Source organism: Halorussus aquaticus (genome assembly GCF_024218795.1).
GTDB classification, from domain to species: domain Archaea; phylum Halobacteriota; class Halobacteria; order Halobacteriales; family Haladaptataceae; genus Halorussus; species Halorussus aquaticus.
The window spans coordinates 2,046,095-2,057,649 of record NZ_CP100400.1; the positions used below are offsets into that span (position 1 = coordinate 2,046,095).

The 11,555-nt window shown below is 62.1% G+C and carries 13 protein-coding genes and 1 tRNA gene; 4 read left to right on the top strand and 10 right to left on the bottom strand.

All coding sequences use genetic code 11. The features are described from left to right. Window positions 1-62: 62 nt before the first annotated feature. Window positions 63-362 (bottom strand): hypothetical protein, encoded by a 300-nt coding sequence (locus NGM06_RS10540; protein WP_254266919.1) that lies wholly within the window; start codon window positions 360-362, stop codon window positions 63-65. A gap of 177 nt (window positions 363-539) precedes the next feature. Then, window positions 540-749, bottom strand: coding sequence for a hypothetical protein (locus NGM06_RS10545; RefSeq protein WP_254266920.1), 210 nt, complete (start codon window positions 747-749; stop codon window positions 540-542). Window positions 750-951: 202 nt separating this feature from the next. On the opposite strand from NGM06_RS10545, the gene NGM06_RS10550 reads away from it, so the two are divergent. Beyond that, window positions 952-1,650, top strand: coding sequence for a haloacid dehalogenase type II (locus tag NGM06_RS10550; protein ID WP_254266921.1), 699 nt, complete (start codon window positions 952-954; stop codon window positions 1,648-1,650). Between the two features lie 122 nt (window positions 1,651-1,772). Here the strand turns inward: NGM06_RS10550 and NGM06_RS10555 are convergent. The 8 genes from NGM06_RS10555 to NGM06_RS10590 form a co-directional block, all read right to left on the bottom strand. Next, a tRNA-Gln gene (locus NGM06_RS10555) sits at window positions 1,773-1,876 on the bottom strand. A gap of 56 nt (window positions 1,877-1,932) precedes the next feature. Further along, window positions 1,933-2,670: an HNH endonuclease gene (locus tag NGM06_RS10560; RefSeq protein ID WP_368410436.1), complete on the bottom strand. Its 738-nt coding sequence runs from the start codon at window positions 2,668-2,670 to the stop codon at window positions 1,933-1,935. Between the two features lie 84 nt (window positions 2,671-2,754). Continuing rightward, on the bottom strand, window positions 2,755-3,183 hold the full coding sequence (locus NGM06_RS10565) for a metal-dependent transcriptional regulator (RefSeq protein ID WP_254266922.1): 429 nt from the start codon (window positions 3,181-3,183) through the stop codon (window positions 2,755-2,757). Beyond that, window positions 3,180-3,671 carry a ferritin-like domain-containing protein gene (locus tag NGM06_RS10570; protein ID WP_254266923.1) on the bottom strand — a complete coding sequence of 164 codons (492 nt, stop codon included), beginning with the start codon at window positions 3,669-3,671 and terminating at the stop codon, window positions 3,180-3,182. The genes NGM06_RS10565 and NGM06_RS10570 overlap by 4 nt, the downstream gene beginning before the upstream one ends. 147 nt (window positions 3,672-3,818) lie before the next feature. Then, the gene (gene sufD, locus NGM06_RS10575; RefSeq protein ID WP_254266924.1) at window positions 3,819-5,030 is read right to left on the bottom strand and encodes a Fe-S cluster assembly protein SufD; all 1,212 of its coding nucleotides are present in this window, start codon (window positions 5,028-5,030) and stop codon (window positions 3,819-3,821) included. Next, on the bottom strand, window positions 5,027-6,457 hold the full coding sequence (gene sufB, locus NGM06_RS10580) for a Fe-S cluster assembly protein SufB (protein ID WP_254266925.1): 1,431 nt from the start codon (window positions 6,455-6,457) through the stop codon (window positions 5,027-5,029). Before sufB ends, sufD begins: the two co-directional genes overlap by 4 nt. A gap of 9 nt (window positions 6,458-6,466) precedes the next feature. After that, window positions 6,467-7,357, bottom strand: coding sequence for an ABC transporter ATP-binding protein (locus NGM06_RS10585; protein ID WP_254266926.1), 891 nt, complete (start codon window positions 7,355-7,357; stop codon window positions 6,467-6,469). Window positions 7,358-7,518: 161 nt separating this feature from the next. Continuing rightward, window positions 7,519-10,254, bottom strand: coding sequence for a DNA-directed DNA polymerase (locus NGM06_RS10590; protein ID WP_254266927.1), 2,736 nt, complete (start codon window positions 10,252-10,254; stop codon window positions 7,519-7,521). A gap of 137 nt (window positions 10,255-10,391) precedes the next feature. Between NGM06_RS10590 and NGM06_RS10595 the strand changes: the two genes are divergently transcribed. From NGM06_RS10595 to NGM06_RS10605, 3 genes are read left to right on the top strand one after another with little or no spacing between them, the layout of a single operon-like run. Then, window positions 10,392-10,577, top strand: coding sequence for a DUF7331 family protein (locus tag NGM06_RS10595; protein ID WP_163522029.1), 186 nt, complete (start codon window positions 10,392-10,394; stop codon window positions 10,575-10,577). Between the two features lie 49 nt (window positions 10,578-10,626). Beyond that, window positions 10,627-11,067, top strand: coding sequence for a DUF7322 domain-containing protein (locus NGM06_RS10600; protein ID WP_254266928.1), 441 nt, complete (start codon window positions 10,627-10,629; stop codon window positions 11,065-11,067). A 25-nt stretch (window positions 11,068-11,092) separates the two neighbouring features. Continuing rightward, the gene (locus NGM06_RS10605) at window positions 11,093-11,530 is read left to right on the top strand and encodes a DUF7346 family protein (RefSeq protein WP_254266929.1); all 438 of its coding nucleotides are present in this window, start codon (window positions 11,093-11,095) and stop codon (window positions 11,528-11,530) included. Window positions 11,531-11,555: the final 25 nt, after the last annotated feature.

Here is an 11,555-nt window from a genome sequence, read left to right on the forward strand (position 1 = left end):
TCCGCTGGCGGAAACGGACGCCCGTCGAGTCGTTCGTGTCGGATTCGAGCGGTATCCCCGGTTTAGTTGAGCCATCCGGCGACCCGCCGACGGAGTCGGACGAAGAGAGGCGTCCGTCGGTCGTCGTCGGACTGCGCTCGCTCGGTGCGGGTTCGTTCCGCGCGGTTCGCCGATTCGCCGACCGGCGACGCGACAGCCGGACCCTGTTCGCGCGACCGGAACAGGTCGCGCGTGGCGAGAGCGAACAGCGACGCGCCGAGTCGCGTCCAGCAGACGACCCGGGTTCGACGAGCGCGCCTGAGAAACCCGTACCCGACGCTGACGAGGAGTATCGACGAGGCTACCAGCCACGTCAGTTCCATCGTTCTCCGGTTGGCGGGCGGTCGGCGGCGCGATGCGGACGAGCGGGGACCATGCGTGCGAAACCACAGTGCGTAGTGGCTTTGTTATGTATCGCCTGACGACGTTTTATAATTTCTCCTTTGTATGAAAAGAATATAAATGGGGAGTAAAGAGTGTTTGTAGCGCGGTAGGCACCCTCATCCCACCGCGGCGACGACGGCTATCAGACCTGCGAGGATACAGACGAGTCCGACTCGCCGCTTGTGCCGGGCGAGCGACTCCTCCGGTTCGGGCGGGACGTTGAGGAGGTTCGATTGCGTGCGCAGGACGGTCTGTGGGAACAGGTAGTCTGCGAACCCCCACGCGAGCAGGACGACGCCGACGGCGAGTTCGACGGGGAGGGACATAGGATGTCACTAGTCAACGTGGGACGTGAAATAGGTAACTGCAGTCGGTCGCCGACTAACCGAGCGTGTGAACGCTTCCCCCTCAGCCCCGGCCCCCGAGTTCCCGGAGAGCGTGATGGGAGTACGAGTTGGGTTCTATCGGCAACTCCGCCACACCGACAGTGGCAAACAATTATGGGAGTTTGCAGTGCGCGATACCGACATGGACTCCGAAGCAGTCACGACAGTGACCGTCGATTCGTACACCACACTCGTGGACGTCGGTTCGCAGATAGCGGCCCTAGAGGAACACGTCGACGGGATGGACGACGCCGAGGCGGTGTCCCAGCGCTGGCGGTCACAGTACATCAGCTATTCGATGGTCGCGAACGACATCGACGAGTACCGGCCGTTCTGGGAACTCGTCGGGCAGGGACTCCGCTACGCCCTCGAAGCGAACGGGTACGACGTCTCCGCGGACGTCCGCGACCGGATTCGGAGTACCGTCTACGAGGACGAACTCACCGTCTTCGACGACGTGACAGACGGAATCGACCGTATCACGGATTCGGGATACGAGGTGTACGTCCTCTCGAACGGCAACCCGGAGATGCTCGACCACCTCGTCGAGACCGCAGACCTAGCGGGTACCGTCACCGACACGATAAGCGCCGACGAAGTCGAGGTGTACAAACCCGACTCGGCTATCTATCGCCACGCCGCCGACCGAGTCGGGACGCCTATCGACCGAATACTGCACGTCTCCGGCGGGAGCATGCGCGACGTTTGGGGAGCGAAACACGCCGGGATGCGCACGGCGTGGCTCTCACGTCCGGAAGAGGACAGCCCTCACGAGGAGTTAGGTCGGGACCCCGATCTCGTGGTCGAGGACTTCCACGACCTCGCGGACCGGTTGTCCTGACTCAGTCCCGACGAGTTGGTTCGATGGTGTCACTGATTGCCGGTTCGTCGTGAGAGTCGGATACGACGGTGTGGAGTGGTTGCGAGGAATACCTGTCGTTCACACGTTTGCTCGCAGTAGAATAGTCCCGGGCGGATTCGAACCGCCGTCATGGGCTATCTTCCGTAGCGACTCGTAACTCACCACGTCCAAAGGCCCATATGATTGGCCACTACACCACGGGACTGCTATAGGGTGCATCAGGGGGTTGTTTTTCCTCGTACAATAGTGTTGCTTTTCGCCTTACGGTCGGAGGTTTCTGACGTTCCCCGCTTCGACGTTTCTGTGACAACTCCGACAGAGGGTAATTACGTTTTCCAGCGTGTGCGCTTTTTCGGTTCTCTCGAAGTCACGGACACGTTCAACGTGATGCACGTCGGGGTTTCGCCCAATTTCATCTTTCGAAATTCCACAGTGTTGGCAGGTGTAGTCATCGCGTTCTAATGCTTCGCGCCTCACTCGCCACCACTTCTGACCGTAGTCGAAGTCACCGCCCTCCCACTGATGGTGGTTTTCACCGACTATGTTTTCGGAGAGCCACGCACCGTAACAGTCGGAATCACAGAAGACACCGCGTTTTCGAGTTTCGGCCCGGGATGGATAGACCTCCAGCGTGGTCTCGCAGTACAAACACGATACGGATACGCGATTTTTCGTGGTCGAATTTTGGGGGAGTAACCCGTCCGCCGATTCGACACACTCGGGACAGTACGTTCCCTTCTTCTCGGATGGATAGTACGTGAACTCTGACTCACACAGTTGACATGCTCCCACATCTTTCGCTCCCTTCCAGTTCCCGTTGTTTTCACCGGTGTTCGGGTTACAGTCGCCACAGTACTTAAGTCGGGACTTTGCATCGTAGAACTCTGTCCCGCATCCGTTGCAGGTACGATTCGGTAGTGGCGCGTCGTGCTGGTGACTGTGGTGAATCCGCATCCCATTTTCAGAGTCAAACGACCGTTCACATGTCGGACACTGCATAGGTGGGAATTGTGACTATTACGACTTCAACGTTCGTACTGTCGAGCGGCGCGAATACGGTAGTCTCTGAGAAAAATCCGCAGATTAGTCCGCTTCGCCTTCGCCGACCAGTTCAGCGCACATGTCGGCCTCGGCGTCGAAGCAGTCCGGGCACTGGGGTTCGCGGTCGATGATGGTGTCGAGTCGTTTCGCGACGGTCTCGTCGATGACGCTTTCGAGGGCTTTCGCTTCGCTCGGGAACTCCTCGACTTCGAGGACGTTGTGGAGGAAGCGCTCGATGATGCAGTAGGTCTGGAGCGCCTCGCGGGCCTGCTCGATTCCCTCGTCGGTGAGGCTGACCCCCTTGTACTTCTCGTGGTCGGCGAGGCCGCGCTCCTGAAGTTTGCCGATCATCTCGTTGACGCTCGCGGGACTCACGTCGAGTCGGTCGGCGAGCGCGCCGGTCGAGGCGGGGCCGTTCTCCATCTTCTGCACGAGATAAATCGCTTTGAGATACTGGTCTGCGGTGTTCATTCTCGGGCCTCCATCACTTGGGTCACTTCCTCGACACCTTCTGCCTCCTCCTCGCGAATCGCCTTCAACGTAGTAAGCAACTCCTCGCGGTCGAGAGTGAACTCGGTGTCGCTGACCTCGATGGCCTCGATGAGGTCGTCGTAGAACTTGTAGGCGGTCTCCTCGCCGTGGAGTTGGTCGTAGAGGACGCCGTCGAAATCCTCCGGTCCCGTCTGGGCGTAGTGACCCTCCACCAGCATCTCGATCTCTTCGAGCGGAACCGCTTCGGCGTCCAACTGGTCGATGAGCGATTCCAGTTGCTTTCGGTGGTCCGCGGACTCTTCGCGGGCGTCGTCGAGCAGTTCCTCGACGTCTTCGTCGCGCTCCTCGGGCGAGAGCGTCTCGTAGTGACGCGCCGCGCGAACTTCCACGACCTCCTCCAGTACCATCGCGATCTGGAGCAGGCGGGCGAGTTGATGGTCGGTCGAGACGCGCTGGCCGACGCTCACGTCGACCACCCGCGCTCGAACGGCGATACGTCAGTCATCGTGCCTAACTGAGGTGCTGGGGGACTTAACAGATGTGATTGAACCCGCCACGGAGACGAAAAAACGAGACGAGAGAACCGATCGCGAAACGGCGAGGGCCGAATCGGCTTACCGAAGCCGTTCGCGGACCTTGGTCTGGAGGTCCTCGGCGAGTTCCTCGACCTCGATCTCTTCGAGGACGGGGACGAAGAAGCCCTCGACCAGCATGTTCCGAGCGGACTCGTCGTCGAGGCCACGGGAGGTCATGTAGAACATGTCCTCCTCGTCGATCTGGCCGACCGTGGCCGAGTGGCTGGCCTCGGTGTCGTGGTTGTTGATGATGAGCTTCGGCGACGCGTCGGCCTCGCTCTCGTCGGAGAGCATCAGCGTGTTCTCGCGCTGGTAGGAGTTGGTGTCCCACGCGTCGCGGCCGACGTCCTGAACGCCCTCGTACACCGAGCGGGCCTCGTCGTCGAGCACGCCGCGAGTCACGAGGTCCGCCGTGGTGTGGGCCGTGTTGTGCCAGACGCGGGCCGCGATGTCGAAGTGCTGGTCGTCGTGACCGAAGAAGGCCCCGACCGTCTTGGTCTCGGAGCCTTCGCCGTTCAGTTCGGTCTCGACGGAGGACTTGGTGAGCCGCGAGCCGAGGTTCCCCTCGATCCAGTTGACCGTGGCGTAGTCGGCGGCCTCACCGCGCTTGAGCGTGTAGTTGTACGTCTGCTCGTCGAGGTCCTGCAGCGACCCGTACTGGACGTGGCTGTTCTCGCCCGCGGTGACTTCCACGACGCCGCTGTAGTAGCGGTCGCCCTCGATGTCCTCGCCGGTGTCCTGTCGCTCCATGATCGTCACCGAACTCGACTGCTCGGTGACGACCAGCGTGTAGTTGAACAGCGACTGGGAGTTCTGCGTGGTCCGGATGGTCACGTCCTCGGCGTCCACGTTCTTCGGGACGTAGACGACGGTTCCAGTGCTGAACAGCGCGGTCGAGAGCGCGGTCAGGTAGTTGTCCTGCGGGTCGACGACCGACCCGAAGTGCTCCTTCAGGAGGTCCTCGCGCTCCTCGACTGCCTCGGCGATGGACAGAACTTCGGCGTCCTCGGGACCGACTTGGTCTTTCTCTTCCGCCGCGTCGAGCGGGTCCACGAAGCCCTCGAAGTCGAGAGCGTGGAGGTTGGTCCAGTCGCGGCCCGGCGTCCGAATCACGTCGGGCATGTCGAGGTCCGAGAGCGCGTCGAGCGCCTCGAGACGCGTCTCGAGCAGCCAGTCGGGTTCTCCGAGTTCGTCGGATATCTGTCGGACCGTTTCCTCCGAGATAGTCTCGTGTACCTGCGTCGCAGTCATCCGAGACTCCCCTCCATTTCGAGTTCGATGAGACGATTCAGTTCGACGGCGTACTCGATGGGGAGTTCCTCGGTGATGGGCTCGATGAAGCCGGAGACGATCATCTGCTTGGCGTCGTCGTCGTCCAGCCCTCGGCTCTGGAGGTAGAAGACGTCTTCGTCGCCGATTTTACCGACGGTGGCCTCGTGAGCGACGTCGACTTTGGACTCGTCGATTTCCATGTAGGGCATGGTGTCGGAGACGGAGTCGTTGTCGAACATCAGCGCGTCACATTCGACGCTGGTCGAAGAGTCGGTCGCGCCCTCCGAAATCTGGACGAGACCGCGGTAGTTGGTGCGGCCGCCGTCCTTGCTGATGGACTTGGACTCGATGGTCGAATTGGTGCGAGGCGCGTTGTGGTAGACCTTGGCACCGGTGTCGATGTTCTGGCCCTCGCCAGCGAACGCGATGGAGATGTGGTTCGCAGAGGCACCGCGGCCCTTGAGAATCGAGCAGGGGTAGAGCATGGTGGCTTTCGAGCCCATACTGCCCGAGACCCACTCCATGCGGCCGCCCTTCTCGACGAGCGCGCGCTTGGTGTTGAGGTTGTAGGTGTTCTTCGACCAGTTCTGCACCGTCGAGTACTGGACGTGCGCGTCCTCGCCGACGAACACTTCGACGCCGCCGGAGTGGAGGTTGTGGCTGCCGTACTTGGGCGCACTGCAGCCTTCGATGTAGTGAACCTCCGAGCCTTTCTCGGCGATGATAAGCGTGTGCTCGAACTGGCCCATGCCTTCCGAATTCATCCGGAAGTAGGCCTGTACGGGCATCTCGACCGTGACGTCCTCGGGGACGTAGACGAAGCTGCCGCCACTCCAGACTGCGCCGTGGAGCGCGGCGAACTTGTTGTCGCTCGGGGGGACGCAGGAGGTCATGAAGTGCTCTTTGACGAGGTCTTCGTGTTCGCGGACCGCCTCGTCCATGTTGCAGAACACGACGCCCTTCTCCTCCCACTGCTCCTGCATGTTCTGGTAGACGACCTCCGACTCGTACTGCGCGCCGACCCCGGAGAGGGCCTTGCGCTCGGCTTCCGGAATGCCGAGTTTCTCGAAGGTGTCTTGGATGTCCTCGGGGAGGTCGTCCCAGCTATCCGCGCCTTCGCGTTTATCCACGTCGGGGCGGATGTACGGGACGATCTCCTCGATATCGAGTTGGGTGAGGTCGGGTTGCCCGGGCCAGTCGGTCGGCAGGGGCATGTTCTGGTAGTGTTCGAGCGCACGGAGGCGGCGCTCGCGCATCCAGTCGGGTTCGTCCTTGTCGTCGCTGATGAGGTTGACGACCTCCTCCGTCAGCCCCTTCCCGGACCTCACCGCCGCGCTCTCCTCTTTCTTGAACTCGAAGCGCTCTTCCGTGTTTGTCTCTTTCAGTTGGTCTTGTTCGGAACTCATGCTATCACCTTACGCAGCCTCGTACACTTCTTCGCGGACCCAGTCGTACCCCTTGTCTTCGAGTTTCTCGGCCAGTTCCGCGCCGCCGCTCATGGCGATTTCGCCGTCGAGCATGACGTGGACGTGGTCGGGTTCGACGTAGTCGAGAATCCGCTGGTAGTGGGTAATCTGGAGGACGCCGGTACCCTGCTCGTCGCGCAGGGCGTTGATGCCGTTCGAGACGTCCTGCAGGCGGTCGATGTCGAGACCGGAGTCGATCTCGTCCAGCACCGCGACGGACGGTTCGAGGATGGCGGCCTGCAGAACCTCGTTCTGCTTCTTCTCGCCGCCGGAGAACCCGGCGTTGAGGTAGCGGTGGGCGAACTTCTCGTCCATGTCGAGCAGGTCCATCTTTTCCGAGAGGATCTGCTGGAACTCCGCGACGTCGACCTCGCCCTCGTCGGCGGGGCCTTCCATCGGACTGGTCTCGTAGCCAGCGTCCTCTTCTTCTTCGGCCTCGGCTTCCTCGTCCTCGAAGAGTTCCTCGCGCTCTTCGAGTTTGGCGTTGAGCGCCTGTCGGAGGAAGTTGACCATCGTGACGCCCTCGATCTCGGCCGGGTACTGGAAGCCGAGGAAGACGCCGAGCGCCGCGCGCTCGTTCGGTTCGAGGTCGAGCAGGTTCCACGACTGCTTGTCCTCGGGGACGTCCTCGTCGTCGAGGTGGAGGATGACTTCGCCCTCGGTCACCTCGTAGGCGGGGTGGCCCGCGATTACCTTCGCCGTGGTGGACTTCCCGCTCCCGTTGGGACCCATCAGGGCGTGAATCTCACCGGACTGTACCTCGAGATCGACGCCGTTGAGAATCTTCTCGTCGGCTTCGACGACCTCTGCATGTAGATTTTTGAGTTCGAGCGTTGCCATTGTTAGGTTCACCTAAGTCGTTTGGAGAAAGGGCTGTGCGTCTCATAATGCTTTCGCATTCCCACGTAAATGGTTTCGCAGGTCGGAAAATAACTTTCCGGATTGTGAAAAACTATCCCGTGAGACGACGATACGGGTGGGATATCGCCGCCGACGCCCCGTCAGACGAAACTGCCGAGTCCGGTCTGTTCTTGCCCGGACTTCACTTCGTCCCACGAGATGCTGAGCGCTTCGAGGATGCGCTCGATGGGTCCTTGGAGCGTCTTGTCGAGCATCTTGTCCCAATCGACCTCGAACTCCGGTGGCACTTGGTCGGCGAACTCGAAGCAGATGACGTCGGGGTCCTTCTTGAACTCCCGGTAGAGGCGGTCCTTGCGGGAGTTGCCGCTGGGGTCGAACCCCCCCTCGGACTCCATCCGCTGCCAGAAGTCCGGGTGGACTCCTTCGAGGTAGAGTCGCTTGGGCTTGCTCCCGCGCTGGAAGTTCGTCCCGAGCATGAGGTTGGCGTACTTCGCACCGCGGACCTGCGCGGTGTCGGTGTCGTAGTCGTCGAGTCGCTTTCCGATACCGCCGGGGATGCCCACGTCGTCGAGGTTCACGTTCCCGTTCTGGTAGTCCTCGATGACGTCGTGGACGTAGTCTTTCACGTCGTCCAAGTCCTCGCCGTGGACGATCATGTCGATGACCTGCTTCTGGACCGTCTTCGTGATGGGCGCGATGTCCGAGCGCTTGTACTCGAACCCGGTGATGTCGATGTCGTCTACGTCCTTGCCCTCCTTCCACACGATGTGGCCCGCGTAGCGTTTCTTCGTCCCCGCTTGGAAGAACCGTCGGTAGAGCTTCTCGAACTCGATCTGGAAGCGGTGTTCCTCGGCATCGAGGTTTTCGCGCGCGAAGTCATCGTAGGACTCGTTGATTCGTTTTTCGAGCGCGAAGGAATTCTCGATGACCTCCTCCGTTCCGACATCGTCGCCGATTTCTAGCATGACCGAGTCGGTGTCGCCGTAGATTACCTCGTAGCCGAAGTCCGAAACCGTCTCCTCGGTGTAGTTGATGACATCGCGTCCGGTCGCCGTGACGGCCGCGGCGTTGTCCTTGTCGTACAGGCGGAACCGGTCCCATCCCGAAACGCCGTATAAAGAGTTCATGACGACCTTCACGGAGGCCTGCTGGTTGTCGTAGCGCTCGTAGGGCTCCGTCCCGGGTTCGTGCTGGTCGCGGAGTTCCTTCTTCTCCTCGCGCTCGGTCAGCAACTCCTCTATCATCTCCCGCATCATCCCGGCGGGTTCCTTCTGGAAGTGCTGGCCCGTCGGCGTGCGGTAGGTCTCGCCGTCGTACTCGTCGGGGTCCACTTTAGTCTCGGGCGAGGCGTTGACCGTCCACATGCACATCGGATACAGCGATTTCAGGTCCAGCACCGAGACGTTCTCGCGGACGCCCGTGATGGGTTCGAAAACGGCACCGCCCTCGAACTCCTCGCCGGACTCGACGGTCCCCTTGGACGGGAGCGCGAACTCCCCGTAGGCCTTGTGAAGCACGTACATGTCGACGGCGTCCCCAGCCGTCGGCGCGTCCTCTAGCTTGCACCCGACGAACGACGCGACCTCCTCGAAGAAAGCAACGATGTCCTGCTTACGGTCGAGTTCCACGCAGAGTTCCACGTCCCGGAGGTTGTACTCAAGCAGTCGTTCGGGGTCGTTCTCCCAGAGGTCGCCGATGTCCCCGCTGTAGCGCTCCTTCCCGACGCCGAGTTCGACTTCGCCGACTGCGTCGAGGCGGTAGGACTCCAGTTCGGTGCGCTGGGTGCTCTTGTACGCCCGCAACAGGTCGAAGACGACCCGGCCCTTGACGTCGGGGCCGTTCCAGTCCGAACGCCAGACCTCGTTCACGCGGGAAAGACGGTCGATGTCGAGGTCGTAGTCGTGGTGGGACCCCTGAAGCTGCTCCATCCGGTCGAGGAAGTACGGCGCGTCGAAGTCCGCGAAGTTCCAGCCCGTGAGGATGTCCGGGTCCGTCTTCTCGACGTACTCGACGAACGCCTCAAGCATCGCTTCTTCCTCCTCGAACACCCGGACGTCGGCCTCGAAGTCGTCTTCGATGGGGTCGTACCCGGCCAGTGCCGCGGGACCATCGACGCCTGCTGGCGACTGATAGAGCCAGTTGACGTACTCGTCGCGGTAGGAGTCGTGAGAGGTGAGACAGACGATGGTCTCCTCGCCGTCTTCGGGGAAGCCCTGCCGGTCGTCGACCTCGATGTCGAAGGTGTTCACCCGCGGCGTGATGTTCGCATCGACGGGTTCGATCTCCTCGTGAGAGATGCGGATGTCCCCGTCGTCGTCGCGCCGCTCGGGGAGCCTGACGCCGCTCTTGATGTCCTTGTCGATGAGCAGGCGGTTGGGGAACAGGATGTCGGCCTCGTAGTGGTCGAACTCGTCGCGGACCTGCCCGACGTCTCGCGGCGTTCGACCGATGATCTTGACGAGGCGTTCCCCACGAATAGACTCGAAGGGCTCTCCGTTCTCGTCGGTCTCGCGGTAGGTGAGCAACCCCTCGTACTGTGCGATTCGCTCGTCGTCGACGTTCTCTGCAGGTGCGTAGAAGTACGGCTCGAAGTCGTAGACCTTGACGTGCTCCAAGCGCTGGTCGTCCGTGCGACCGAAGACGTGCACGACGGGTTCCTCGTCGTCGCCCGAACCTTCGACGGTGTAATCGATCTGCACGACCGAGAGTTCGACTTCGCCCTCAGGGTCGGGAAGCCAGTCGTCGTCCCCGACCACCGCGTCGGCGCGCTGGTGGTCGCCTCCGGCGACGGCGCGGGCCTCCGCCTCCACGTCTCGCTCGTCGTCACCACCGTCGGAGAAGTCGGTAAGTGTCGTCGTAGACCCCGAATCGCTCATGTATTCGGGGTTTGGGGCTTTCGGCTAAAAACCCTCGCTTTCGGCGGACCGCGGCGGGTCACGTGGCCGACGAAACGGTTTCCTGAATGCAAAGACATATAATGTGTTAACGCATACCATGGGACGAGGTGACGCCTATGTCCGACCACGTCAACCCGAGCGACGAGCTGGACCGTGCGGAAGCGGCGCTTCCGGAACCCGACGACGCGGAAGCGACTGTCGAGTCCTATCAGACCGAGGACGGGGTCGTATTCTACGACGCGGACAACCCGTTGGCGTGGTTGAAAGCGGGCGAACCGCTCACACTCAACGAGCAACTCTGAGGTCGGCGGGACGAAGCGCTTTTCCTCGTCCCGTTTCGACTGTCGAACAGTGGCTCCCGACGACTCGACGCCGGACGACACCGACCCGCCGGACACCGACTTACTGCCCGAGGACCCGCCGGAGGCGGAAGCCGACTTGCTCCCCGACGACCCCTCCGAGGGCCTCGCTCCGGACCCACCGCAGGTGTCGGTCCCGTCGGAGGAGGACGCGCCGACGGCGGTGAAAAAGGAGTTCTGGTCGCTCGTACTGCTGTTCAACGTCGCGCTGTTCGGGATGAGCCTCGGTATCATGCTCGTCGGCTTCGAGGGTCGGTGGGAGTTCGGCGGCGCGATATTCGCGGTGGGCGCGTTCGCCTTCGCCCGCGGGTGGTACGGCTATCGGAAGGCGACTAGCACGCTCGGGGATTCTGACGACGCGACCGACGCGGACGACGCCGAACGCGAGGCCTCCGACGGAACGACCGACGACGCCGAACTCCAGAAGGACTAACCGCGCGCCGCGCCAACGACCGGCCATGCGAACCGTCCGGGACGATTCCGGCACCGTCTACCTGCTCCTCAAGGAGTCGAGCGACGCCTGTCGAGTTCGGAACCCCGAGACCGGCGAAGAGAGCTACCGCGACAGCGACGAACTCGAACCCGTCTCCGGCGAGTCGACGCTGACGACGGCGGCTCGCGCCGTCCCGGAACCGGCCCGGCGCGTCCTGACCGCGACGCCGGACGAGCGCGCCCTCGGTCTGCTCGTGGACCTGCGCGAGCGCGGCCCCCACTCGGTCCGCCACCTGCTCGACGACACCGACCTCTGCGAGAGCGACCTGCTCGGTCTGCTGACGGAGTTCCGCGCCGCCGGACTCGTCGAGGAGACTCGCGTACTCGGTGAACGCGGTTACGCGACGACCGACCGAGCGGACGAGGGTCTCGCACGGCTCACCGGGGAAAAAAGCGACCAGTAGTATTCTCGCAGCACCTTCGACACGA

Coding starts and splice junctions, on each gene's coding strand:
- NGM06_RS10540 (WP_254266919.1), bottom strand. CDS start 362: ATGGAACTGACGTGGCTGGTAGCCTCGTCGATACTCCTCGTCAGCGTC.
- NGM06_RS10565 (WP_254266922.1), bottom strand. CDS start 3,183: ATGAACACCGCAGACCAGTATCTCAAAGCGATTTATCTCGTGCAGAAG.
- NGM06_RS10550 (WP_254266921.1), top strand. CDS start 952: ATGGACTCCGAAGCAGTCACGACAGTGACCGTCGATTCGTACACCACA.
- NGM06_RS10605 (WP_254266929.1), top strand. CDS start 11,093: ATGCGAACCGTCCGGGACGATTCCGGCACCGTCTACCTGCTCCTCAAG.
- NGM06_RS10590 (WP_254266927.1), bottom strand. CDS start 10,254: ATGAGCGATTCGGGGTCTACGACGACACTTACCGACTTCTCCGACGGT.
- NGM06_RS10585 (WP_254266926.1), bottom strand. CDS start 7,357: ATGGCAACGCTCGAACTCAAAAATCTACATGCAGAGGTCGTCGAAGCC.
- NGM06_RS10560 (WP_368410436.1), bottom strand. CDS start 2,670: ATGCAGTGTCCGACATGTGAACGGTCGTTTGACTCTGAAAATGGGATG.
- sufB (WP_254266925.1), bottom strand. CDS start 6,457: ATGAGTTCCGAACAAGACCAACTGAAAGAGACAAACACGGAAGAGCGC.
- NGM06_RS10545 (WP_254266920.1), bottom strand. CDS start 749: ATGTCCCTCCCCGTCGAACTCGCCGTCGGCGTCGTCCTGCTCGCGTGG.
- NGM06_RS10595 (WP_163522029.1), top strand. CDS start 10,392: ATGTCCGACCACGTCAACCCGAGCGACGAGCTGGACCGTGCGGAAGCG.
- sufD (WP_254266924.1), bottom strand. CDS start 5,030: ATGACTGCGACGCAGGTACACGAGACTATCTCGGAGGAAACGGTCCGA.